The 23823-nt window shown below is 49.6% G+C and carries 20 protein-coding genes; 11 read left to right on the top strand and 9 right to left on the bottom strand.

The window, feature by feature from the left end; genetic code table 11:
* The first annotated feature begins 89 nt into the window (after positions 1-89).
* Complete coding sequence (locus ACI0FJ_RS04300) at positions 90-641, top strand: hypothetical protein (protein ID WP_424299477.1); 552 nt, start codon at positions 90-92, stop codon at positions 639-641.
* Positions 642-770: 129 nt separating this feature from the next.
* Positions 771-2165 carry a sigma-54-dependent transcriptional regulator gene (locus tag ACI0FJ_RS04295; RefSeq protein WP_424299474.1) on the top strand — a complete coding sequence of 465 codons (1395 nt, stop codon included), beginning with the start codon at positions 771-773 and terminating at the stop codon, positions 2163-2165.
* 1342 nt (positions 2166-3507) lie between these two features.
* Here the strand turns inward: ACI0FJ_RS04295 and ACI0FJ_RS04290 are convergent.
* Together ACI0FJ_RS04290 and ACI0FJ_RS04285 are read right to left on the bottom strand one after the other, a co-directional pair.
* Positions 3508-3756, bottom strand: coding sequence for a phage regulatory CII family protein (locus ACI0FJ_RS04290; protein ID WP_424299471.1), 249 nt, complete (start codon positions 3754-3756; stop codon positions 3508-3510).
* A 402-nt stretch (positions 3757-4158) separates the two neighbouring features.
* On the bottom strand, positions 4159-5295 hold the full coding sequence (locus ACI0FJ_RS04285) for a histidine kinase dimerization/phosphoacceptor domain -containing protein (protein ID WP_424299468.1): 1137 nt from the start codon (positions 5293-5295) through the stop codon (positions 4159-4161).
* A gap of 244 nt (positions 5296-5539) precedes the next feature.
* Between ACI0FJ_RS04285 and ACI0FJ_RS04280 the strand changes: the two genes are divergently transcribed.
* Positions 5540-6025 carry a hypothetical protein gene (locus ACI0FJ_RS04280; RefSeq protein WP_424299465.1) on the top strand — a complete coding sequence of 162 codons (486 nt, stop codon included), beginning with the start codon at positions 5540-5542 and terminating at the stop codon, positions 6023-6025.
* Between the two features lie 505 nt (positions 6026-6530).
* Here ACI0FJ_RS04280 and ACI0FJ_RS04275 read toward each other — a convergent pair.
* From ACI0FJ_RS04275 to ACI0FJ_RS04260, 4 genes are all read right to left on the bottom strand, one after another.
* A complete protein-coding gene (locus tag ACI0FJ_RS04275) occupies positions 6531-7244 on the bottom strand; it encodes a molybdopterin-guanine dinucleotide biosynthesis protein MobB (RefSeq protein WP_424299462.1) in 714 nt (237 codons plus the stop codon).
* A 24-nt stretch (positions 7245-7268) separates the two neighbouring features.
* A complete protein-coding gene (locus ACI0FJ_RS04270; protein WP_424299459.1) occupies positions 7269-7907 on the bottom strand; it encodes an ABC transporter ATP-binding protein in 639 nt (212 codons plus the stop codon).
* Positions 7904-8599 carry an ABC transporter permease gene (locus tag ACI0FJ_RS04265; RefSeq protein ID WP_424299456.1) on the bottom strand — a complete coding sequence of 232 codons (696 nt, stop codon included), beginning with the start codon at positions 8597-8599 and terminating at the stop codon, positions 7904-7906. Before ACI0FJ_RS04265 ends, ACI0FJ_RS04270 begins: the two co-directional genes overlap by 4 nt.
* 126 nt (positions 8600-8725) lie before the next feature.
* Positions 8726-9547 carry a substrate-binding domain-containing protein gene (locus tag ACI0FJ_RS04260; RefSeq protein ID WP_424299453.1) on the bottom strand — a complete coding sequence of 274 codons (822 nt, stop codon included), beginning with the start codon at positions 9545-9547 and terminating at the stop codon, positions 8726-8728.
* Positions 9548-9879: 332 nt separating this feature from the next.
* Between ACI0FJ_RS04260 and ACI0FJ_RS04255 the strand changes: the two genes are divergently transcribed.
* The 7 genes from ACI0FJ_RS04255 to ACI0FJ_RS04225 all read left to right on the top strand — a co-directional run bounded on the left by ACI0FJ_RS04255 (position 9880) and on the right by ACI0FJ_RS04225 (position 18158).
* A complete protein-coding gene (locus ACI0FJ_RS04255; protein WP_424299450.1) occupies positions 9880-10767 on the top strand; it encodes a formate dehydrogenase accessory protein FdhE in 888 nt (295 codons plus the stop codon).
* 2 nt (positions 10768-10769) lie between these two features.
* Positions 10770-11510 carry a formate dehydrogenase accessory sulfurtransferase FdhD gene (locus tag ACI0FJ_RS04250; protein WP_424299447.1) on the top strand — a complete coding sequence of 247 codons (741 nt, stop codon included), beginning with the start codon at positions 10770-10772 and terminating at the stop codon, positions 11508-11510.
* Positions 11497-12120, top strand: a complete 624-nt coding sequence (gene mobA, locus ACI0FJ_RS04245; RefSeq protein ID WP_424299444.1) for a molybdenum cofactor guanylyltransferase — start codon at positions 11497-11499, stop codon at positions 12118-12120. The genes ACI0FJ_RS04250 and mobA overlap by 14 nt, the downstream gene beginning before the upstream one ends.
* Complete coding sequence (moaA, locus tag ACI0FJ_RS04240) at positions 12107-13135, top strand: GTP 3',8-cyclase MoaA (RefSeq protein ID WP_424299441.1); 1029 nt, start codon at positions 12107-12109, stop codon at positions 13133-13135. Before mobA ends, moaA begins: the two co-directional genes overlap by 14 nt.
* Before the next feature lie 19 nt (positions 13136-13154).
* Positions 13155-14018 (top strand): transposase, encoded by an 864-nt coding sequence (locus ACI0FJ_RS04235; RefSeq protein WP_424299438.1) that lies wholly within the window; start codon positions 13155-13157, stop codon positions 14016-14018.
* A 375-nt stretch (positions 14019-14393) separates the two neighbouring features.
* The gene (fdnG, locus tag ACI0FJ_RS04230) at positions 14394-17411 is read left to right on the top strand and encodes a formate dehydrogenase-N subunit alpha (RefSeq protein WP_424299435.1); all 3018 of its coding nucleotides are present in this window, start codon (positions 14394-14396) and stop codon (positions 17409-17411) included.
* Positions 17412-17423: 12 nt separating this feature from the next.
* Complete coding sequence (locus ACI0FJ_RS04225) at positions 17424-18158, top strand: 4Fe-4S dicluster domain-containing protein (RefSeq protein ID WP_424299432.1); 735 nt, start codon at positions 17424-17426, stop codon at positions 18156-18158.
* A gap of 272 nt (positions 18159-18430) precedes the next feature.
* Here the strand turns inward: ACI0FJ_RS04225 and ACI0FJ_RS04220 are convergent, their stop codons facing one another.
* The 3 genes from ACI0FJ_RS04220 to ACI0FJ_RS04210 are packed head-to-tail and all read right to left on the bottom strand — an operon-like array spanning position 18431 to position 22624.
* Positions 18431-19144, bottom strand: coding sequence for a response regulator (locus ACI0FJ_RS04220; RefSeq protein WP_424299429.1), 714 nt, complete (start codon positions 19142-19144; stop codon positions 18431-18433).
* The gene (locus ACI0FJ_RS04215) at positions 19144-21198 is read right to left on the bottom strand and encodes an ATP-binding protein (protein ID WP_424299426.1); all 2055 of its coding nucleotides are present in this window, start codon (positions 21196-21198) and stop codon (positions 19144-19146) included. Before ACI0FJ_RS04215 ends, ACI0FJ_RS04220 begins: the two co-directional genes overlap by 1 nt.
* Positions 21188-22624, bottom strand: coding sequence for an ABC transporter substrate-binding protein (locus ACI0FJ_RS04210; RefSeq protein WP_424299423.1), 1437 nt, complete (start codon positions 22622-22624; stop codon positions 21188-21190). The genes ACI0FJ_RS04215 and ACI0FJ_RS04210 overlap by 11 nt, the downstream gene beginning before the upstream one ends.
* Here ACI0FJ_RS04210 and ACI0FJ_RS04205 point away from each other — a divergent pair.
* Positions 22571-23815 (top strand): DNA polymerase IV, encoded by a 1245-nt coding sequence (locus ACI0FJ_RS04205; protein WP_424299420.1) that lies wholly within the window; start codon positions 22571-22573, stop codon positions 23813-23815. The two genes, ACI0FJ_RS04210 and ACI0FJ_RS04205, sit on opposite strands and share 54 nt — an antisense overlap.
* Positions 23816-23823: the final 8 nt, after the last annotated feature.

Raw genomic sequence — 23823 nt, 5'->3', positions numbered from 1 at the left:
GCAATGGACATAAATTTCCCGTGGCAATTGTGCTGTCATCAAAGCTTTGGTATTTATCAAATGAATAGTCTTTTCCAAGGAGCGACTGAATGAATCCCAGCGAATGCATTATGTACAGCGGTGGAGCACGTGGAACGGAAGCCTGCTTTGGTGAGCAAGCTGAAAAGTATGGACTTGAAGAGGTCAACTACAGCTTTGAAAACCATCAGACAGAACGTACTCGGGGCGTGAGAATACTGACATCTGAGGAGTTACACCTCAAGGATGTGAGTATGACCTATGTTTCCAAACTCATGACCCGCAAGTACTCCAGCGCACCTATTTTCAGAAAAATTCTGCAAAGCATTTGCTGGCAGGTTTCCAGCGGTGATCAGATTTTTGTAGTGGGCACCATCCAAGGTGATGGTACTGTTAAAGGTGGAACGGGTTGGGGGGCTGAGTTTGCCAAACTGTGCAACAAGCCTTTGTACGTTTTTGGCCAAGTGAAGAATGATTGGTTTAAATGGGAAAAGGACCGCTGGGAAAGGGTCAGTGAACCCGTCATTACCTCCAAACATTTTTGTGGCACAGGCACAAGGTTCCTGGAGGACAATGGCCGGAAGGCTATTGCTGATTTATTCAGCCGTTCTTTCGGCTCGTAGCTGAAAGAACGAGACAATTGCCACAACCATAAATAGTTATCCTGCGGACAAGGGGGATCCCCCTTGTCCGCAGGTAAGCCTAAGAGTGCTCGTTTTCGTTTATAACCTTGAGTTGGTGTGTAGTAACGCATGGGTAATATTCTGATCATCGATGACGATGAAGGCATGTGCCGGATGTTGGTCCGCATGACGGAACGTATGGGGCATGTCTCCGAAGCTACGCAGAGCCTGCTGGACGGCGTCACCCGCGCTCAGTCCGGAAGGTTTGACGTTGTCTTTCTTGACGTCCGAATGCCCGATGGAAACGGCTTGGAACGACTTCCGGATATCCTTGCCGGGAGCACTCCTCCAGAAGTCATCATCATGACCGGAGAAGGGGAGCCGGACGGCGCTGAATTGGCAATTAAAAGCGGTGCCTGGGATTATGTGGAAAAAAGTGCCAGCCTCGATGCCATGCGACTTCCCATGGTGCGTGCGCTACAGTATCGAAAGGAAAAGCTTAACAAACCAAACTACATCAACCTGAATCGTAGCGGCATTATCGGCAGTAGTCCCAAAATGCTAGAGTGTCTGAATGTGTTGTCTCAGGCTGCAGGAACATCTTTCAATGTCTTGATTCATGGCGAAACTGGGACTGGCAAGGAGCTGTTCGCCCGCGCTATTCATGATAATAGCGACCGGGAAAGCGGACCATTTATTACTGTGGACTGCGCATCGTTGACGGAAACCTTAGTTGAATCTCTTTTGTTTGGACACAAGCGCGGAGCTTTTACTGGGGCGGACAAAGATAGAGTTGGCCTAGTGACACAGGCCGACGGAGGCACGTTGTTCCTGGACGAAGTCGGGGAAATGCCGCTAAGCTTGCAAAAAGCTTTTTTACGCGTGCTGCAGGAAAAAAGGTATCGTCCGGTTGGTGGTAAAACAGAAATTTCGAGTGACTTCAGGTTGCTGGCGGCGACGAACCGTGACTTGGACGCTATGTCTGAGGGACAGCAGTTTAGAAGTGACTTATTGTTCCGCATCAGAGCCATCAAGGTTGAAATTCCTCCGCTCAGAGAACGGCTGAATGATATTAAGGAGCTGGTTCTTTACTATGTTTCGCGGTTTTGCGAAAAGAACGGATTGCCGATCAAGGCGGTCGCGCCCGAAGTTGTAGAAACTATGCGTAAGTACCAGTGGCCGGGGAATGTTCGGGAGTTGATCAATGCTGTGGAATGGGCCTTGGCCGTTTCCGGTGACGAATCGACCCTGTACACAAAACACCTTCCTGAAAATATCCGGGTATCCGCAGCACGGTCCAAATTTGTTGGGGGTGAGGATGAGTCCATGGTGCCCCTGCAGGAACGGCCGACTTTTCCAAAATTGAAGGACCTTCGCCGGGATGCGATAGCCGCGTTGGAGCGCAACTATATTCGTAACCTTATGGAATATGTTCAACACGACATCCAAAAAGCCTGCCGTGTTTCCGGACTGTCCAGGTCCAGAATTTACGATTTGCTTAAGGCGTTTCCTGTCTCTAAATGAAGCTATGAGTGAAACATATTGTTTTTGTAAGAGAAAGGCCGGAATTCCGGCTCTTTTCTTATGCGGACTCATGTCAAGGACTCCGTAATTTTTTGTTCTCATTGTTTCTTAGGCCGTACTCTCCCTCACCGTACCGGCTTGTTTAATGTATTCCCTTTCTTATTCGTGCTCAGCGGCACCAAGTACCAATCCGGGACGTCATACTGTTGGATCGCCATTTTTCTTTTGTAGTCGATGCTACCCAAAGCCCGTCGCGATCCGGTTATGCGGTCTGTAACGGGAGGGGCAGCCGCCACAATTACGCCGCCAGTTTTCGGGCCACCGTGGAAATAGCCTTTTGCGCCAAGCCGGTGCGGCCTAAAATTCGGTTCTAGTACTCCTGCGCATTTTTGTTGTTTCGCTTCCAGAGCCAGGCGGACTCAGCAAGCAAGGCTACGAAGCCGCTGTTGTGAGCCTAGCCTAGGCGTTTTCTTTCTGCTATGGCGGACCATAGGCGCAAGGCCGAAATAAGCTGTGATCTTCTGGCTGCGGTTGAACCGTTCTGGATGGAACACCGCGCGTGGTGCCCCCACGCGGGAACGACCGTAGTACGGCGATGCGTCTCGCCTCGTCCTGATTCTCGGCGATGGATCTAAGTTGATTATCGACTTTGCGCTGTTCGCAGGAAGTGAAATTTAACTCCTGCAGTAGGCAGTGCAGGGGGGACGGTGGATCACACAGGCAGTTCCAGCCTGCCTAGGGCGGTTACGACCTGCTCACTTCTGATGCCTCTGGTTCGGCTTCACCGCTGGTTAGCAGCAACACTTAATGCGTTGCTTGATCTTGAGAAGTTGAGCTGGGGCCTGCGTCGGCTAAGCGTCCTGAAGGCCTCTTCCTGCTCGATGGGGATGGCTACCCTGCGAAGCAGCCCGGACGCGACGAATTTCGCAAGCTTGATGAAGTTCAGACGGTTGGTTTTGTTGATGCGAGCAATGGGGAGGAGGATGCACCAGCACGGAAAACCGGTCCAGCCCAGGTGTCAGGCCAAGCAGTAGCCAGTCGGCCCTGCCCTGCAGTAGATTGTCTTGATCGTTATGTGAAGTGAGGCGAAGCGAGTAATGAGGCTAATGCCGTCGAATCAGCGGGCATACTCCAGGCGGACGTCATACCGTCAGGACGAAGCAACGTCACACTGATTGTCCGTTTGTGGACATCAATCCCGACGTGAAAATGATCATTCGAAAATATTTCAATAAATCGACTAATGGATGGTATTGTGAATTTCGCCATGTCGGCCTTCCGTGGTTTAGGACCAGCCAAACTCGGAAGTGCCGACATGGTATTTTTATCATTTGTTGTGCTTTTAATGCTCCCTTACCAACTTCATGCCGAGGGCACTGGCGATATATTCCAGCGGCTCATAGTTGTTGGTAATGGCCATGATCTGCAATAAGGTGTCTGCTCCAAGCTTGGCGCCTTTGTCCCACGGATTGAGTTCGCGCATCAAGGTCGGATACGGCTTTCCCAGTTGCTCGGCGATCATCTTTGCAGAACCTCGATCATCAATGAGCATTTCATGGACTACAGTGCTAATCTGCTTCATGGAACTCATAAGGCACCTCCCATCGTTCTTTCTTTGTCACCTTAAAGTGGCGACCTGTTCCCCGGTATTAGTAATCCCTATGAAAATAGCGTGCCAAAGTTGTTTCTTTGATTCTGAGAGAAAAACGAGGATTTTTGAGAGTAAAATGTCAGAATATTGGAGTTGAGTGTGTACTTTTTCTGGACGTGTCCAGAATTTCTGGACGTGGTCCTATTTTTTGGGACAGAAACAAAAAAAATAATCGGATGGGAAGGCCTTTTGGCATGGAAAAACATGGAGACAAAACAATCGTTTGATTTGGAATAGAAATACCATGTAAAGCAGCACCTTCGAAGGGGAGCAAAAGGGACAGGGGGCTTCTTATCTATTGATACACCCAGAATGTGTTGATGTGGGAAAAACAAAAAAAAGTTAATACCTTGACTGAGGAAATATCAGAGTAAAACAGGTGCCGTGGCTGGTGTCGATTTCAATTTGAGCTTTAATTTGGGCTGCTAACGTATGAACAAGCCGCATTCCCAGAGAAGGAGTTGCTTCCGGATTGAAGGATTCAGGAAGTCCTTCCCCGTTGTCTTTTATCTGTAAACGATGGTCGCCGTCATCAGTGAAGGAATGAGCAATTATGATACGGCCACCGGTAGAGTCTTTAAATGCGTGCTTGAGACTATTGGATATAAGCTCGCTGACGATCATACCACAAGGGATGGCTAAATCGGCAGAGAGTGTTACGGTCCCGATGTTGACAACAATTTCTACATTTTGAGGGGAATCGGGGACACCGCCCAGATACTGGGTCAGGCTTTTTATATAGCTGTACAGGTTTATTTGTGCCAGGTTTTCTGATTGGTACAGTTTTTCGTGGACCAGAGACATGGCGCGAATTCTGCGTTGAGCAGTGTCCAGGATGTCAATTGCGTCTTTGTCTTTGTCAAATGACAATTGCAGACTGAGCAGGCTGGAGATGATTTGCAGGTTATTTTTTACGCGGTGGTGGATTTCTCGTAAGAGGACTTCCTTTTCGTTAAGGCTTTGCCTAATTGCCTGCTCTTGTGTGTAGCGTCTGGTAATATCCCTTGCGACAACAACACCATATGTTGTGTCCCCTTGAGCCACCCGCTTTACATTGAGCTCGGCATGGATGAATTTTTTTTTCTTGTCAGTAGGGAAACGCCCTTGAATATCGGCTGACTCCTCCTGCGTTTTAAAAAGACCTTGTATTCCTTCAGTGATTGAAGAGGGGAAAATGCTATTGTATTTTTTCCCTATGATTTGATATTTGGGTGCGTTTAGTAATTTAGAAGCTGAAATGTTAACATCAGATATGCATTCTGATTTCTCTTCAATAAGGAATATTGCATCTTTAGTTTGATCTAAAAGATTGCGAAATCTCTCAAGATCTTCAAGTCTCTCTTGGAGCTCTGGATAATAGCTTTTACGTATCGATCTTTCCCCGAATCCCATAAGCTTATCACGCAGGGAATACGAGTCTTGCTGTTCCAGTACATCATTTTTTGGTATCTGTTTTGCTTTGCCATTATTCTTTTCCATGTCTTTTATATATCCGTTTAAGGTATGGAGAATAATTTGCAATATTTAGAAAGGAAAACGTGTTGCACCACTATTTCATAGTATTATACTATGATACTGCTTGTGGTGCAGAAGTCAATCTGTTCCTTGTATCCATGGTGTTACGCCCTGTTGGTGTTGATTTTCAACGGCGTATTGTATATGTAAATCCTACCGAAAAAAACACGTTTGTCAGTTGCGAATTACTACCGAGATGGAGGTCAAAATGAGCAATCCGGAAAAATTACACGCAATTGAAGATTACTCGCAAAGCAAAGAAGCCGAGTCAAAGGCTATGGCTGAGGAGGAGGGGATGGCTACAGGACGTGATATGAGCAAGGTTTCCTTGATCATTTCTATTTTGTCGGTGGTATTGGTTGTAGTCCTTTTCTTTGGGCTGAACCAGAATCTTGATGGCCTTGGCAAGGAAGTTAAAGTACTTTCCGGCCTTAAAGGCGAAGTTACCACCATGAAAACGCAAGTTGGCGAAATTGAAGGCCAGGTTGTGGGCCTCACCGGTTCCGTTGACACCATGGAACAGCAGCTTGCTCAGATGCCCGTTGCCATGCAGCGTGCCATCATCACAGATGCGATTAACGATGCCACCAACAAGCTTGGGTACATCGGTTCACAGTTGGACAAAACGCAGGCCGACAAGCTTGCAAAAGCTATGAGCTTGTTGCAGCAGGTTCGGACCGACATCAACAAATAGGTTCGCAGCTCTTCAACAGCGTGCAAAAAAAATACGCCCCCGTCTTTTTGGCGGGGGCTTTTTGTATGCGGCTTATACCAGAAATTTCATTATTCTTTGTTTTTCTTGTTTGTTAGGCCGTAATTCTCCGTATCGGCTTGGTTCGTGTATTCCTTTTGGGCACATGCGGATCATCACTATTATTTCATTATCAATGCTCACCAAGCCCCTCGCGATCAGGTCATGGTGTCAGTGCAGTTCAGCGCCCTGCTGAATGTCTGTTTGTGGTCACCAATCCCAACGTGAAAAAATGCTACTCGAGCAAGCTTCAACAACCCGGTGAAAGGCTGCAGCCGTGAATTTGTGCATGTAGCTCTCCCTTGTCTTGGGTCTTCAATGGTGTTGTTACCTGCTACAGCAGGGAGTGCCAACATGAAATTGAAGGGCGGACCTTACATGCTGAGGACGCCATATGCTGAGAGCAGATACTATGTGAAATGAAAAAGAGCAGCATGCCAAGAGGGGGTTACTCTTTGGGGAGGCGAATTCGGATTTCTCCTGGAGTGTACCCCTTGAGCTGTGAAAGAAGACCTCGGATCGTCGACGCAACGATATCTTCAACAAACCCGCCCATAGCCAGTGTGCTTCCGTTGACACTGACTTCAACTTGAGTCTTTCGTGCTTGGCAATCTCCAGGATTATGTGTGCCTGCAACAATTGCCGAACTCATGGCTTCACAATCGGGCATGCCGCATTCTCCACAGTCCAGGCCGGGAAGAATAAATCCTTTTTCCAGGATGCGACGAGCAAGGTTGCTGACGACCTGCGCTGCTTTGGGGGACCTCAACTCTTCCATGTTTGTCTCGCCTATGGACAGGTGAGGCTTGAGCGCAGCTCTATCTTTTTCGGGGGTGTTTGTTGTGCAGAGTATGCGGGGGAGCCAGCCTCGGTTTTTTCCACCTTCCATAAGCAACACGTCAGCACGCATCAAAGGAAGAAGGTCGGTTATTTGCCGCTTTCCTCCTGGCCATGAGATAAATGTTTCTTCCCCGCTTATTCCAACGACGCTTTCACAGTGCTCGGAGAGTTGGGCTGTGTCGGTGCCTTCTTTGTCAAAGCCGTGGACAGAATGCTTGACGGCAGCAACTGTGTATCCTTGTTTTTTGAGTTCCTCGGCCAAAAGAACGGCCAGGGTGCTTTTGCCGGTTTTTTTGAACCCTACAATGCTAACGGCTTTCAACAGTGGCTCCATGGGCTTGTTCGTTTAAGGTTGTAGAGTCAGGTCTACGTATGTGTCGCAAACCCCGTGGAGCCATGTCTGGTCGTGACTGGCTATTACCAAGGTTGTTTTCCACGAGTTTTTTGCCTCCAGGACAGCTTCATGCATGCGCTGGGCGCTGGCAACGTCCACACTACTGGTAGGCTCATCCAACAGGAGAACCTCTGGTCGTAGAACAAGACGTGCGGCCAAGGCTACACGTTGTGCTTCTCCTCCAGAGAGTTCAAACCACTTGCGTCGGGAGAATTTGTCTGGCGGTAGGCCTACCATGTCCATGGCCTCGTTGATATGTAATTCAATGTCGTGTGTCTCTCTCCGAACTCGGAGCCCGTAAGCTATATTCTCGAAAACCGAGCGTTTGAGGAGATACGCGTCTTGATCAAGTAGCGTAACATGGCGTCGGGATTCATGGTCGGTCAGTGCAGGGCGTCCTTTGTATAGAATGATTCCCTCTGTTGGCGGGCGTAAAAAAGCCAGCAAAGAAAGAAGAGTACTTTTGCCACTTCCATTTGGACCAACCAGCCCGAGTATTTCTCCAGCGGCAATCGAAAGGTCATTGATGCGCAATACCTCACGATTCTGAAATTTTTGTCTGAGATTTTGGAGCCTGTATATGGAATTCATAATGAGGCTCTTTTTTTGAAGTGGGCAACGGACAGGTTTACGCAGAAGGCAATGGCCAAAAGTACTATCCCTAGGGCTATCCCCATGGCGAATTGTCCTTTACCTGTTTCCAGTGCGATGGCAGTCGTTATGGTCCGCGTATGCCACTTGATGTTGCCTCCGACCATCATGGAAATGCCAACTTCGGAGACAATGCGCCCATAAGCTGTAACACCGGCAAGCATAAGGGCATAGCGAGCTTCCCACAGACTTGTCATCGCCACTTGGCGTTTGTTGGCGCCCAAAGTTTGCAGTGTAAGGCGAAGTCGTGAGTCTTGTGTCTCTATGGCTGTGGCTGTCAGGGCAATGACAACGGGGAGTCCTAGCAGAATTTGTCCCAAGGCCATCCCGGAGATTGTGAAAAGCAGGTTGAATTGCCCCAGTGGGCCATTGTGGGTCAGAAAGGCGTACACCAAAAGGCCGATAACCACGGTGGGGAAAGACAGCAGCGTATCTACAATGAGACGCAGCCAGCGTCTACCCGGGAAGTCTGCGTAGCCGAGTATAAAGCCAAGAGGAATGCCGGCCACCAGAGTTGCCCCGACCGAAAGGCTGGACACAATGACAGTCACTTGGACGGCCGCAAAAGTTTCCGGGTCCAGGCTGAAGAGGAGAAAAAAAGCTTTCAGTAAACCTTCCGCAAGAAAATCCAAAAGCTGCTCCCGAGAATCTGCTCGTCCACGGTGTCTGCACCGGGAGGCTGGGGTGGTATTGAGGGAACTGGTTACTGGGAAACAGACACCGAGTCGTAGGACATCGGTGCCTGTTGAGTTTACTTTTTATTGCGCATTAGGGGTGAATAATTGCTTACCCAATAACTTAAAGTCTTTGATGAGCTTTTGAGCCCTGGCGCTGGCCATCCACTCGGAAAAACTGGTGGCAAGGTCGTACTTGGCATTCTTGCAGCGATCAGGGTTGACCGCGATCACGCTGTATTGATTCAACAGGTTTTTGTCTCCCTCAACCACGATGACCAGAGGTGGATTACCTTTTTTGTTGGCCTCAAATTTACTGTAGGTACCACGGTCTGTCATGGTATACCCTTTGCGTTCGGCTGCAACATTGATCGTGGACAGCATGCCTTGGCCAGTTTGTACGTACCACTCGGCTTTGTCTGGGACAGGCAGTCCTGCAGCAGCCCACAGTTTCAGTTCTTTTTTGTGGGTTCCCGAGTTGTCGCCACGGCTGACGAAAACACATTGCTTGGATTCGACGGCCTTCAAGGCATCGGCTACGGTCATGCCTTTAATGCCACAAGGGTCATTATCCGGTCCGATAATGACAAAATCATTGTACATGATTTGCCTGCGGTCTACTCCATATCCATCGGCTACATATTTCTTTTCCGTGGGCGGAGCATGGACCAGAAGGACATCAACGTCGCAGTTCTGCCCCATCTTCAAGGCTTTCCCTGTACCTACCGCCACCCATTTGATTTTGATTCCTGTGTCTTTAGTGAACTCGGGCATGAGATAGTCCAACAACCCCGTGTTGTCTGTGCTGGTGGTGGTTGCCAGCATCAGCTCTGCCTGGGCAGCCTGAGATTGTACGGGCATGCTCAAGAGGCAGAACAAACACAAAAGAAGCGCAAAACGTTTCATAGATGATCTCCTTCCCATATTAGGTTTTTTGATGGATTCATCATACCTCAATAGACCAGAATTGCCATATGCCAAATTTGGCATAGTTAAAAAAAGATACCCTTTGAAACTATATTACTTTAATTTTGAAACTTTATAAATTATAACATAATGAAATTATATTGTTTTTAAGGATGATATTGCTTTTGCCATGCAAGCATGGTTTGTTTTGAATTATTCCTTTTATATCATGTTAATAAACATAAAAATGTGCAAAAACAAGAGCAATTAAGAGTTTTTGACGGAGACGAGCCAATCTGTCTTGGTTCAAGGCAAAGGAGAGGAGAACAAGTATGCTTGAACATTCAGTAGGGCGGTTCAAAGGTGTGGAGCGAAAGCTCAATGCCTTGCAGCGCAACACGGCTATTCCTCCGGCTTTGGTTTATTTCATTTCACAGGTGGTTGAGCTTCAACGCGAAGCCTCACAAAAAATTCCTACCTTCTCTGTACCTGAAAGTGAGCTGGTGCCCAAAGAAAAAATGTTAATGGGAGCACCCGTTTTACCCAGACAATCCTTCATAGCAGATTTTGAAAATGCGGGGGAAAATTTCGACATGCTTCTTGAGCTGTGCTGGCGTGCAGGAGGAGTGCTTGCTGAGAACGCCCAGCTTGTGAAACAGGCGGAGGCGGAAGGGAGGTTTTTTCGTCGCAAGCTTTTTGACGAATATATTGCAGACCGGACGGCAATGTTCAGAGAGCTTTCCGTGTCCGTCCCGGGGACTCCCAAGCTTTATGAATTTTTGGCTTCGGCAAGTTTATCTCCTTCATTGGATTCACTCGCTGGTGAGCTGGCACTGCGAATTGACAAGGAAAAAACCTGGATTTACGGTCACTGTCCTATCTGTGGTAGCTCGCCAATGATGGCTCGACTTGAGGGGAAGGAAGGCTTCAGAATGCTGACCTGTTCATTCTGTCATCACGAATATAAGGCCAAGCGTCTGCAGTGTCCCTACTGTCTTGAAGAAAATACCGATAAGTTGCGTTATTTTACGTCACAAGATGCCCCCGGATATCAGGTGCATGTTTGCGATTCCTGCCATTCTTATATCAAAACAGCTGATTTTCGCGACCTTGACCGCATCTCCTACCCGACATTGGATGATTTGGAATCTTTGCCTTTGGACGTTGCCGCTGGGAATGAAGGCTTTATGCGCCCCACGTCTTCGGCCTGGGGATTTTAAACATGAAGCTAGGGGAAGATCACCGTTCGGTTCCCTGTCGAATGTTTCGGGACGGCGTTTGGCGTGATTTTCATGACGTCGTGAGCCTTGAGCAGAGAGTATGCATTGAGGGGCCAGATGGGCGGAAGGCTGATTTGTGGGCCTATCCTGTGGGCTTGGAACAGCTTGTGCTCGGTCACGCATATGTGGAATGGGGAAGCGCAGGGGGGCATCCATCCATTGTATCATCCGGCGAATCAGTGCATAATGGTAGGACAAGTAGAAATTATACAATTGCTTTTGAGCCGAGAGCTCTCTCGGTTTCAGTGACAGACAATCTGTTGATGGATGGCCCCGGAGTTCTCCAGGCTGCAAGCGATTTTATTCGAGAGCAGGGATTGTGGGATGGTACCGGCTGTTTCCATCGGGCTTCGGTATACCACCCTGCTTCAGGGCGGTTTCTTAAGAGGGCCGAAGATATTGCCAGACATAACTGTCTTGATCGTTTGGCAGGGTGGGCGCTTTGTGAGGATAAAAATCCGGCAAATCTTGTTCTTTTTGTTTCAGCCCGGGTTACGGCCAGCCTATGCAGCAAAGCATTGAAATGCGGTTTCAGGTTCATCGTCAGCCGCTCGGCCATTACTTCCACGGCCCTCGACTTGGCTATTGCCAACGATCTTACGCTATTAGGCTTTTGCCGTGAGCACGAAAAGCGGTTCACTGTGTTTCACAATGCAGGCAGAGTGGCTTATGATGAGTTTTGATAAGCTTGATGCTTCGGATTTGGTGGGAATCGTCTTGGCTGGGGGAAAGAGTCGTCGACTGGGGAAAGACAAGGCGCAGGTTGTTTTTGATGGGCAGGATTTGCTCAGTCGGGCTGTTGAGCAGTTGAAGCGCATGGTTTCCGAGGTGTGGGTTGTGGGACGCAATGCACAAGATCATGGACTGGAAGTACCGTGGATGCTTGATGAAAGTCCTGGGATGGGGCCTGTCGGAGGTATCCTTACGGCTCTGAAAAAGATAAATCGGCCACTTTTGGTTATTTCGTGTGATTTGCCTTTTTTGGACGATGTTTCCTTGCAGCGGTTGATAGCTGCAAGGAATAAAAGACATCCGGATACGTTGATGACAACGTGGCTTCAGGACGATACCGGATATATTGAGGCTTTGGTTTCCATATATGAGCCAGGAGCAGCAGTGTTGATGGAAGAAGCTCTTGCCAGTGGTCTGCACAAACTTTCCGTAATAATGGCTCCAGAAGTTCGCCATCATATTCGGTATTGCGTCCAGGACGCCAAGCCTTTTTTCAACCTCAATTATCCTGCCGATTTACAAATCATGCAGGAACTGGAAAAAGTCAATGAACCGTTGTGACTCAGCTCCCCAGGCAATACAATTCAAGGACAATCACGGGCGTGGGATCAGTTATCTGCGGCTTTCCGTGACGGATAGATGCAACTTGCGTTGCAGGTATTGTTGGAACACCAGCAATTATAGTTTTATGCCGCACGACCATGTGCTGCGCTATGAGGAAATGCTGGCTCTGGTCACTGCGGCGCATGACCTTGGGGTACGTAAAATCAGATTGACTGGTGGAGAGCCTCTTGTCCGAAAAGGGATTGCTGATTTTTTGGGCATGGTTGCGGAGCGTCATCCGGATATGAGTATTCGAATGACAACCAATGCCACTCTGCTGGCTGGACAGACCAGGAAGCTTAAGGCCAACGGGCTGCATGCTTTGAATATTTCTTTGGATACCCTTGATGCCTCGAAGTTCTCCGCCATCACTGGGCGCGATATGTTTTCCCGTGTCATGGCCAGTATAGACGAGGCATTGGACGTAGGGATCAAAGTCAAAATCAATGTCGTTGCCATGAGAGGCGTTAACGATAATGAACTTCCTGGTTTTCTCAAGCTGGCTCAAAACAAGGATTTGGATGTTCGCTTCATAGAATATATGCCTATGGGAGAGGCTACTGGGTGGAATCAGTCCGCGTACTGGTCTGCCGACGATATCCTTGCCGAGTCGCAAACCCTGGTCTCTCTCACTCCGGTGGAGTATGTCGGCGGTTCTCACGGGCCAGCCCGCATGTTTACAATGCAAGGCGGAAGAGGGCGATTGGGGGTTATTTCTCCGCTCAGCAATCATTTTTGCGGATCATGCAACCGTTTGCGCATTACTTCGGATGGCAAACTGAGACCCTGTCTTTTTTCGGACCGGGAGTTCCGGCTCCGTCCATTATTGCGTTCGCCGAAGATGGGAAAGCAGCAATTGTTGAAGGTTATCAGACTGGCCATGCAGAATAAGCCATTGGGGTACGAGATACTTTGCCGCCAGCGTGAAAAGGTTTCCGTGGCCTCGCGTAGAATGTCCGCCATAGGTGGTTGATGAAAAATTCGGGGAAAGCGTGGACCTTATAGAGTACGAACGGCATACGCGATCCGAGGTCGCCGCTCGGCGTTATCTGCTTCAGTTCTGCTGGACCAAAGGTAAGGTTGTCTGCCCCAAGTGCGGCCATACCAAAGTTTATACGCTTGCCGACAAGCGATATCGTTGTCCGAGCTGCAAGTACACCTACCATGATTTTTCCAGGCGTTGGATCAATACCGGTGGGCTGTCTTGTCGGGATTGGATGCGGCTTATCAAACTTTTCGAGCTGGATCTCACGGCCAATAAAATGGCCCCGCAACTCAAGCTTTCCTACAATACCGTTTATAAGGCGCTTACAGCCTTGCGTTTCGCCATACTCGTGTCCGCCTTGGATGCGCCACAACTGTTATGTGGAGATTCCGGCCTGGATCTCGGTTTTGATGGGAAGAAGATCAGCCTGGAGCGGCGTGAAGGCCGTATGACCAATTATCCTGTCTTCGGTATCATCGAGAAAAGCGGATGGGTTTTTATAGACCATGTTCCGCACATCCAAGCGGAAACGGTCTTGCATTTTAATATGAATTTTCGACTCAAGCTGACCCGTATGGGAAATATCGTCTACACGGACCGCTATCGGCATTATGATGCTCTGATTTTTTGCGGCGATGAACACCTTCCTCTCAATTTTGCCACTATCGGCGGCAAAAGTCCTTACCTCGACACCCTGCCTGGACATTTTTGGGGGTACGCCCGGAAGCGCCTGCGCCAGTATAATGGTGTTACTTCGCGGCGTTTTCCTCTTTATTTGAAGGAATTGGAGTTCCGTTACAACAACAGGGGGCAGGATATTTTTCCCCTGCTCGCCGAACGCATTTGCTCTTTGGTTCCAGTGCTCAAGTAAGTCCCCTTATTTTGCATTTCCTACTCGGTTTTTCTAGTTTTTGAACATGATCAAATATCTGTGGTGGGGACGTTGTATTGCCCCGTCACCAAAACAGCGAGGCAGTCATGGTTGACCAATCGCTTTCTAAACCTCCTTTGTCGGGCCGTGAGTCGTCGTCTACCAATTCCCTGCCTTTTTCCGGGCTGGGCTTTGACCTGACGGCAATTTGTGTTGCGGGAGCAACATGCAGGCTTGTGGAGATTCGGCATGAGGCGTCGGCTGTGGACGTGTATTTTTATTCTCCCCGAAGCGCGGGCTATGCTTTGCTCGTTGCACTGGGGCGGGAAATACGCGGACGTTAGGTTGTTTATTTCAAAAAAGTGAGGAGGCATAATGGATCTTTCACGGAGAACCATCCTCAAAGCCGGAGGAACGGTCGCGGCGGCCGCTGCCTTTGGCGGCTTGGGATTTGACCTTAAGCCTACCGTGGCCAAAGCGCAGCTGCTCAAGCTGAACTGGGCCAAACAAACCACTTCCGTATGCTGTTACTGTGCCGTGGGATGCGGCCTCATTGTGCATACGGCGAAAGACGGATCGGGGCGTGCCATCAACGTTGAGGGCGATCCCGATCATCCAGTGAACGAAGGCGCTTTGTGCGCCAAAGGCGCATCCATCTGGCAGCTTGCGGAAAACGACAAGCGCCCCACAAGCGTGATGTACCGCGCTCCGTACAGTGACCACTGGGAAGAAAAGTCATGGGAATGGGCATTGGAACGTATCGCCCATCGCATCAAGGAAACACGGGATGCAACCTTTGAGACCAAAAACTCAAAGGGCCAGGTCGTCAACCGTACCGAAGGAATAGCTTCGGTTGGTTCGGCAGCCTTGGATAACGAAGAGTGCTGGCTTTATCAGACCTTTCTCCGCTCTCTCGGCCTGGTGTACATAGAGCACCAGGCACGTATCTGACACAGCGCCACTGTTGCGGCTCTGGCAGAGTCGTTCGGACGCGGTGCGATGACCAACCACTGGATCGACATCAAGAACAGTGATTGTATCCTTATCATGGGCAGCAATGCTGCCGAAAACCATCCTATTTCCTTCAAGTGGGTCATGAGGGCCAAGGAACAAGGCTCCACACTTATTCATGTGGATCCGCGGTTCACCCGTACATCGGCCAAGGCAGACATGTATGCCCGCATCCGTTCCGGGGCGGACATCGGTTTTCTGGGCGGATTCATCAAGTATATCCTTGATAACAAGCTGTTCTTTAAAGAATACGTGGTGGATTACACCAACGCTTCTTTTATTGTGAGTAAAAAGTACAGCTTCAAGGACGGCGTTTTTTCCGGTTTTGATCCCAAAACCGGATCATATGACAAGGGCCAGTGGGCTTTTGAAATGGATGAAAACGGCGTACCTCAAAAGGATCCTTCCCTTAAGCACAGCCGGTGCGTGTTCCAGTTGCTGAAGAAGCACTACAGCCGGTACACCCTCGACAAGGTCGTCAAGATTACCGGCACGGCTAAGGAAGACCTGCTCAAGGTTTACAAGGCATATGCAGCCACGGGCAAAGCCGACAAGTCGGGAACCATCATGTATGCCATGGGCTGGACCCAGCACACCGTTGGTGTGCAGAATATCCGTTCCATGGGGATAATCCAATTGTTGCTGGGCAACATTGGTGTGGCCGGCGGTGGAGTCAACGCACTGCGCGGTGAGTCCAACGTGCAGGGATCAACCGACCAATGTCTGTTGTTCCACATTTTGCCCGGGTACCTGAAGACACCGAAGGCTTCACAAGCCACCCTTGCTGAATACAACAAAGCGTATACTCCCGTAAGCCATGCCCCCAAAAGCGCCAACTGGTGGGGCAACTATCCCAAGTATTCGGCGAGCCTGATCCGGTCCATGTGGCAGGATGTGGCACCGGAAGTGGGGTACCAGTACCTGCCCAAGCTCGAATCGGCCAGTGCCAAGGAATACTCCTGGCTGGTCATGTTCGACAAAATGCTGCAGGGCAAGTTTAAAGGCTTTTTTGCCTGGGGACAGAACCCGGCTTGTGGCGGCGCCAACGCTAACAAGACGCGTGAGGCCATGTCCAAACTGGACTGGATGGTCAATGTCAACATCTTCGAGAACGAAACCGGTTCGTTCTGGAAGGGCCCGAACATGAAGCCCGAGGAAATCAAGACAGAGGTCTTTTTCCTTCCGTGCGCGGTGTCCATTGAAAAAGAAGGTTCCATCACCAACTCTGGACGTTGGATGCAATGGCGCTATCGAGGGCCCAAGCCGCTTCCCGGTACAGTTCCGGATGGCGATATCATCCATGAATTGATGGTCAAGGTGAAGGAACTGTATGCCAAGGATGGGGGGGCATACCCCGATCCTATCCGTAACCTGACCTGGGATAACGTCAACGAACATGGTGAGTTTGATGCGCACAAGGTGGCCAAACGCATCAACGGGTTCTTCCTGCGCGATACCATGGTCAAGGGAAAGCTCTTCAAAAAGGGGCAGCAGGTTCCCAGCTTTGCCTTTCTACAGGATGATGGATCTACCTGTTCTGGCAACTGGCTGTATTGCAACTCCTACACGGACAAGGGAAACATGGCTGCGCGTCGTGATCGGACCCAGACGGAAATGCAGGCCAATATCGGCTTGTACCCCAACTGGGCCTGGTGCTGGCCGGTTAACCGCCGTATCCTGTACAACCGCGCATCAGTGAACCTCAAGGGCCAGCCTTGGGCTCCCGAGAAGCCGGTTATCGAATGGAACGGCAAAAAGTGGGAAGGCGACGTGCCTGATGGTGGCTGGGCCCCCGGCAGCAAGTACGCTTTCATCATGCAGAAGCATGGCTATGGGCAGATTTTCGGTCCTGGCCGCGCTGACGGTCCGTTCCCGGAATATTACGAACCTTTGGAATGTCCGGTGTCAAAGCATCCCTTCTCCAAGAGGCTTCATAGCCCCACAGCGCTTGCCTTTGCCAAGGAAACAAAGTCCGTATGCGATCCTCGTTATCCTTTTGTGTGCTCCACATATCGGGTTACCGAGCATTGGCAGACCGGACTTATGACCCGCTTCACTCCCTGGCTGCTTGAGGCCGAGCCACAGATGTTCTGTGAAATGAGTCCTGAGCTGGCCAAGATGAAGGGAATCGAAAACGGCGAAAAGGTCATCGTTGAAAATCCGCGCGGCAAACTGTGGGCCATCGCGATTGTGACCGAGCGTCTCGCTCCCTTCAATATTCAGGGAACAACCATTCATCAGGTTGGTATCCCTTGGCATTACGGTTGGGTCTTCCCGAAAAATGGTGGCGATTCGGCTAACCTGCTGACACCGTCCGTTGGCGATCCCAACACGGGTATTCCGGAAACCAAGGCCTTCATGGTCAATGTAAGGAAGGCGTAAAGGAGGTTCAACATGAGTAAAAGCTTCTTCGTCGACCTTACCAAGTGTACGGCATGCCGTGGGTGTCAGGTAGCTTGCAAGCAGTGGCATAAACTGCCTGCCGAAGAAACCCACAATTGGGGCTCTCACCAGAACCCGAAGGATTTGTCTTTTATAACGTACAAGCTGGTGCGTTTTCAGGAACAGGTGAAAAACGGTGTATTGCAGTGGTTGTTTTTCCCCGATCAGTGCCGTCATTGCGTGGAACCGCCCTGCAAGGCTGTTGCCGATGGGTATGATGAAGGTGCAATCCTGGTAGATTCTGAGACCGGAGCCGTCATTTATACCTCGAAAACAAAAGCTATCGATGACATCACCGATCCGGAAGAACTGTGTCCGTATAACATTCCCCGTCGGAATTCTGATACTGGCGTGTGGAGTAAATGCGACATGTGTGTGGACCGGCTGCATAATGGACTCAAACCAGCTTGTGTGACCTCATGTCCTACCGGCGCCATGAATTTTGGCGATCGTGAGGATATGTTGGAATTGGCGGCTGAGCGTCTGCAAAAGGTACAGAAGACGCATCCTGACGCAATGCTTGCGGATGAGGACAGTGTACGCGTTATCTTTCTGTGCCAGGAAGCCCCCGAAGATTATTGGGAGCACGTGGTAGCCGAGGCGGATGTGCCCGTTACGCCCGGTTCCATGACCAGAAAGCAATTCCTGGCCGGTTTGGCAAAACCTTTGAAGGTTTTTAAATCCTGACAAAATAAACCGGGACGTCCAAATGGACGTCCCGGAAAACAAGTGAACGGGCAGGGTGAATAACGGCCCCTTTGCCATTGAACAACCATCCGTATGGCCAACACGCTACATATGCCTTCGGATGGCGTACCTCCCCTGGGGTTCCCCGATCCCATTCTAACCAGAGAAGGCCAAACTATTGCCGTATGGCCTTGGGGATTTACAATTTGAAGCCTAATGCGCTTTGCGCTTTAGGCTTCTTTCAATGGCCTGCTAAAAGCCAAAAAACATTATTATGCTTTTAACCATTCCCGGGCCTGAGCTTTGCTCTCGTGTATGGATGTAAGACGGGCTATGCCGACGATTTCAAAGACTTTACTGAAATTTTCGGAGAGTCCCGTGAGGGCCGTTGGAATGTTCTCGTCGTTGCATTCGCGAAGAATCTGCGTAAACACAGCCATTCCCGCGCCGTTGAGCGACACGTTTTCGTTAAAGCTGACCAATAAAGGAAGACGCGTCTTCAGGGCTTTGTTCAGCTCTTCAAGAAGGAGCGGTTCTGTACGGGATGTGATGTTGTCTCCTATCTCAATGACGTATAGGCCGTCTTCTTCCATTCCCGATACCCTTCCCGATTGTGATTCATTCAAACGGATTCGTTCGGCGGCACGTTCGAGGGCCTTATCCAAGGCGGTCTTCTGGATGGGCTTGTGAACAAAATCCGCTGCGTCCAGATTCAACGCCTGAATGGCCAGTTCCATGTCTCCGTGTCCTGTAATGATAATCACTTCAGTGAGCGGTGAAGATTGCTTTATCCGCTTGAGTACTTCTATTCCGTCCATGCCGGGCATTTTGATGTCGGTCAGTACAACGGGAGGTGTTTCCCGTTCAAAGAGCTTCAGTCCGTCCTCTCCATTTTCCGCTGTCAGGACTTCATGCTGATAGGTTTCCAAAAAAAGGCGAAACATGGAGAGGGTAGGGCTTTCGTCGTCGATTACCAGAATTTTCATTACCGGGCTCCTTGTCGTGGTAAATCACTTGCGGCAGGAGGAAAGGACAGATAGAAAACTGCCCCTTTGCCCGGCTCGCTGTCAATGCGGATTTCTCCTTTGTAATCCTTAATGATTCCATAGGAAATGGAAAGCCCCAGGCCCATACCCTGTCCGATTTCCTTTGTTGTGTAGAAAGGCTCGAATATACGTTCCTGGGTCTCTTGGGATATACCTGTACCGTTGTCTTGGATGCGGAGAGTCACATTCCCTTTCTGGAAGAAGGTTGAAAGGAGTATCCGGCCATGGAACTCTTTTTGAGGAGAGTGCGTACTGGCCCTATCGTCGACAAGAGCTCCATTGTCGTGTTGGGAAATGATTGCGTCCCTGGCGTTGCTGATGAGGTTGAAGAGTACTTGTTGCAAGCGGTTGTCATGTGCCGATACGGGCGGGATGGATTCTTCGAGGTCCAGGGCTATCGTGATGTTGGAAAGGCGCAGTTGTTGCCCTATGATGCGCAGAACGCCTCGTATTGTATTATTCAGGTTCACCCGTTCTCTGCCCATTTCCGTTTTTCGGCTAAAAGCTCTTAGGGTATTGATGATTTCTGTTGCACGGTCAACCTGAACGCTGATTTCCTCAGAGACCTGATGTAGGTGGGAAAGAGGGATTTCTCCGTCAGAATCCGCCAACATGGTCAGGAAGTCGCTGCCCATTTTGATGGCGTTCAAGGGTTGATTAAGTTCGTGGGCAATGCCGGCCGACATTTCACCCAGGGTTTTCATCTTGCTGGCCTGGATGAGTTGGGCGTCTTTTTCCATGAGTTCGGTTATATCGTTTGCAGCAATGATGATCGCAAGGCTGCCCTTATAGCTGATGGGGCAGGCATGAAGATTGACGTAAAACGGCTCTCCGTTTTTTCGGTATTGAATCACTTTGGGCAGATAGACACATTGCCCTCGTTCAAATGGGGACTCGAAAGTTTTCAGAGTCGAGGTCTCGAAATCCGGCTGGATTGTATTGTAGGATAGGTCTTTCAGTTCTTGTTTGGTGTAGCCGTATGTTTCTTCCACTCTTGGGTTGGCGTCGAGAATCTGCAGGCTTTGCTGGTTGACGACCAGGATGGGGTCTGGCCCGCTGGCGAAAAGAGACCGGTACTTGAGCTCGGACTCTTTGATCTTACGGCGGTAAAGACGGATGCTCCAAACCATGTTGCGAAAAGACGCCGCAAGACGGGTCACTTCATCTCCTGAAGATTCCGCGTAAAACATGCAGTGGGAACATGATCTGTTTTCAGGTTTTCCAAGAAGATTGGATTCGTTTCCCAACGTTTGGTCAAAATGCCAGCAGGGAAGGTCGGTATTTTCATATGCCGGGCAATTTGTAGGACTCCAGCCGTCCATTCCTTCAAGTTCTGGATCAATGTCGAAGTTGCCTTTGGAGAGCTCGTCCGAAATACGTGTCAGACGGGTGACCGGACCGGATATGTAATTTGCCAGCCGGTAGGAAATGTAAAAGATGATAATGCTGACAAGCGCAATAAACCCCAGAAAGGTGGTTCGGAGTTTGCTGACCAAGGCGTCAATACGCGCCTTGTCCAGTCCGACGTGAACAGCCCCGATCCGATAGATGCCTTCATTGATTGGAACGGCGATATCCAGAGTCGGTGTCTCCATGATGTGCAAAAGACGGATGCTCGAATCCTTATCCGGGGGAATGAGATTGGCTCGGGCCAGTTGTTCGGGAAATGGCGAGGTAAGAGTATTGGCCAGAACATGGTTTTCGCTGTCTGAAATGAAGATGTAGGAAACAAGTGTTTTGCGGTCACCCAGGTAGGCAGCATCGAATGCCAGGGTTACGAGCTGTGGTTTATTGTCGTCCAGGATATATCCCCTGGCTCGTTCTGCAATACTATGACCGATGGCTTCTCCACGGTGATACAGTTCATCCGTCAGGCTGGAAACGAGTATCCAGCGGGCCAGAAAAGCAATGATAACGCTTATACTCAAAATCACAGCCAGGGTTGTGAAGAAAATTTTTTGGTTGAGGTCCAGATTTGTCAGTTTAATGAGCATCTGTGTTTTCCGTTTTCAGCCTGTTTTTTTCGGGAGAAGCAGGCGTTTCGATGGGGAGGAGCGATGAAGTGTTTACCGCGTTCCAATCCGAAAACGTGACAAAGGTGCCATTGACCAAGCGTGTAAAATAGACGGTGTCCAATCCTTGATGGTCCGAATCGCTGAAAGAGGCTTTGAGTTTTGGGGTAAGGGGCAGGCTGTGGATGGATTCGATGGCATGGATGAATTTTTTTCTGGTGAGATGATAACCGGCTTTGCGTAGGCCGCTCACCAATACTTTAGCATTGAAAAAACCTTCCAGGCCGATGCTGTTGGGTGAGTCGCCCGGAAAGTAGCGTTTGAGGAGTTCCACATATCCCGGATCTCCATCTGTCCCCTGATCGTGGGGCGAGAGGGTAGGGGAAGGGGCTACCTGAGAGAGGATAACCTGGGCTGAGTTGTCATTATGAAGCAATCTCGCAAGCTCATCTCCACCCACAAAGGAGACATTATAAAAAATGGGATCGAAGTTTTTTTTACGCGCTTCCAAAATGAATCTTGCACAGGGTTTGTATGTGCCGATCATTACAACTGCCTGTGCGTTGGAACGAATGATCTTATTCAGACCGTCCTGTATATTTGTCGTTCCCCTAATGTAGCTGCCACGGGCAACAGGAGCTAAATTGTATTTTTTCAGTGCCAGTTCGGTTCCTGTCAGACCGTCAAAACCATATGTATCGTACTGATAGAAAACCGCTATCCGTTTCAAACCCAATTCGCCTACCAGATGTTCGACTGCAGCGGCTGTTTCCTGGTAATAGGAGGGGCGGACATTGATGACATATTTATTGAAAGGTGTGCGCAGCGCATTGGCTCCGGTGAACATACCCACAAGGGGAATTTCCGCCTGTTGGACCAGTGGGAGAATCTTAACCGTAGTTGGCGTGCCCACATAGCAGAACAGGGCGAAAACCTGTTTATCAACAATGAGCTTTTGAGTGTTGACCAGACAACGCGAAGGGTCATAGGCATCGTCAAGGACGCTTACTTTTATTTTTCTTCCGAAGACGCCACCTTGTTCGTTAATGTAGTTTATGTACGAAAGAGCCCCTCGTAATGTTTGTATTCCAAGATATTCGGCATGGCCGGAAAGGACCAGGGACGAGCCTATCAGAATCTCATCATGGGTTACACCGGGAGTATGTTTGGATATGTCTTTGGTACCGGAATTCATATCACAAGCGGTGAGAAGTGCAACACAGCTACAGAATGCCGCCAGTTGGAAAAGCGAGCAGAATAAAGTGAAAATATGTTTTTTCCCCATGGTTTCCCTTTTGCCCCAGCCCTCCAACCGGGTCAAGCCGTGTTGCACGCCCTTCGGGACGCGATTAGTATGAAATCCATGAAGACAGCTGGTACGAATTCTACTCAAAGGGTGATCATGCATCTGGATATGGATGCTTTTTTTGCTTCCGTGGAGCAGGTGGACAACCCCGAGCTCAAGGGCAAGCCCGTCATTATAGGTAAGAGTATGCGTGGGGTCGTTTCCGCAGCCTCGTATGAAGCCAGGAAATACGGAGTGCACTCTGCCATGCCAGTGGCAGAAGCAAGGAGGCGTTGCCCACACGGTATTTTTATTTCCGGGTCCAAGGATCGTTATAAAGTTGTCTCAGATGTCGTCATGGGGATTCTGCACAATTTTTCGCCATTGGTTGAGCAGGTCAGTGTGGATGAAGCATATCTTGATGCTACGGGGCTGGAACGAATTTTCGGGCAGCCTATGGAAATGGCACTGGCGATGAAGCAGGCGATATTTAACGCCACAGGACTGACAAGCTCCGTAGGCATTGCCCCGAATAAATATCTGGCCAAGGTATGCTCGGACATCAACAAACCGGATGGGATTTATTTCTTGTTGCCAGAGAAGGTTGATGATTTCCTGGCCGCTCTCCCGGTGGGGAAGGTTGGTGGTATCGGACGCAGTATGGTCCAAATCCTGGCCGATATGAATGTGCGGACCATGGGGGAAGTAGCACGCTATCCTTTGGAATTTTGGATTGATCGTTTTGGTGATAAAGGCGGACGTTTTCTTTTTTCCCGCAGTCTGGGGGAAGATTCCAGACCGGTGACGCCTTCGCGGGAGCCCAAATCTTCCGGATCGGAAAATACGTTCTCTAACGATATCAAGGAAAAGGAAGAGTTGGAGCAATGGCTGTGGGTCCAGTCTGAACGGGTGGGGAGGGACCTTCGTGCGAACGGTTATTTCGGTAAAACAGTAACTCTTAAGGTGAAGTACAGCGATTTTACCAGCCTTACCCGTAGCGTGACTCTGGATGCGCCTGTGGACTCCACACAAGCCATCTTTGATGCTGCAGCCGGCCTTTTGGCTTCTTTGCGGCTTGCCAGAGCGGTTCGATTGATCGGCGTCAGTGTTTCGCATTTTTCCCGAGGTGGGAGGCAGCTGTCCCTTTGGGGGGAAGAAAAGAAAGCGGAAACATCCCAACTTGATAAAACTATTGATGCCATTCGTGAGCGTTTTGGAAGGAAAGTTCTGGAGAGAGGAAGAGTGATGGGCTTTTCCACTTCCAGAAAAGCAAGCGAGGACATGGCCCCCACAGATAAACCTGCTAAAGAGTAATACAGAGA

Source organism: Desulfovibrio sp. 7SRBS1 (assembly GCF_049723905.1).
In the GTDB taxonomy this organism is placed as follows: Bacteria; Desulfobacterota; Desulfovibrionia; order Desulfovibrionales; family Desulfovibrionaceae.
This window is presented reverse-complemented; position numbering and strand designations above follow the sequence as displayed.

Coding starts and splice junctions, on each gene's coding strand:
- ACI0FJ_RS04300 (WP_424299477.1), top strand. CDS start 90: ATGAATCCCAGCGAATGCATTATGTACAGCGGTGGAGCACGTGGAACG.
- ACI0FJ_RS04295 (WP_424299474.1), top strand. CDS start 771: ATGGGTAATATTCTGATCATCGATGACGATGAAGGCATGTGCCGGATG.
- ACI0FJ_RS04290 (WP_424299471.1), bottom strand. CDS start 3,756: ATGAGTTCCATGAAGCAGATTAGCACTGTAGTCCATGAAATGCTCATT.
- ACI0FJ_RS04285 (WP_424299468.1), bottom strand. CDS start 5,295: ATGGAAAAGAATAATGGCAAAGCAAAACAGATACCAAAAAATGATGTA.
- ACI0FJ_RS04280 (WP_424299465.1), top strand. CDS start 5,540: ATGAGCAATCCGGAAAAATTACACGCAATTGAAGATTACTCGCAAAGC.
- ACI0FJ_RS04270 (WP_424299459.1), bottom strand. CDS start 7,907: ATGAATTCCATATACAGGCTCCAAAATCTCAGACAAAAATTTCAGAAT.
- ACI0FJ_RS04260 (WP_424299453.1), bottom strand. CDS start 9,547: ATGAAACGTTTTGCGCTTCTTTTGTGTTTGTTCTGCCTCTTGAGCATG.
- ACI0FJ_RS04255 (WP_424299450.1), top strand. CDS start 9,880: ATGCTTGAACATTCAGTAGGGCGGTTCAAAGGTGTGGAGCGAAAGCTC.
- ACI0FJ_RS04250 (WP_424299447.1), top strand. CDS start 10,770: ATGAAGCTAGGGGAAGATCACCGTTCGGTTCCCTGTCGAATGTTTCGG.
- mobA (WP_424299444.1), top strand. CDS start 11,497: ATGATGAGTTTTGATAAGCTTGATGCTTCGGATTTGGTGGGAATCGTC.
- moaA (WP_424299441.1), top strand. CDS start 12,107: ATGAACCGTTGTGACTCAGCTCCCCAGGCAATACAATTCAAGGACAAT.
- ACI0FJ_RS04225 (WP_424299432.1), top strand. CDS start 17,424: ATGAGTAAAAGCTTCTTCGTCGACCTTACCAAGTGTACGGCATGCCGT.
- ACI0FJ_RS04220 (WP_424299429.1), bottom strand. CDS start 19,144: ATGAAAATTCTGGTAATCGACGACGAAAGCCCTACCCTCTCCATGTTT.
- ACI0FJ_RS04215 (WP_424299426.1), bottom strand. CDS start 21,198: ATGCTCATTAAACTGACAAATCTGGACCTCAACCAAAAAATTTTCTTC.
- ACI0FJ_RS04205 (WP_424299420.1), top strand. CDS start 22,571: ATGAAATCCATGAAGACAGCTGGTACGAATTCTACTCAAAGGGTGATC.
- ACI0FJ_RS04210 (WP_424299423.1), bottom strand. CDS start 22,624: ATGCATGATCACCCTTTGAGTAGAATTCGTACCAGCTGTCTTCATGGA.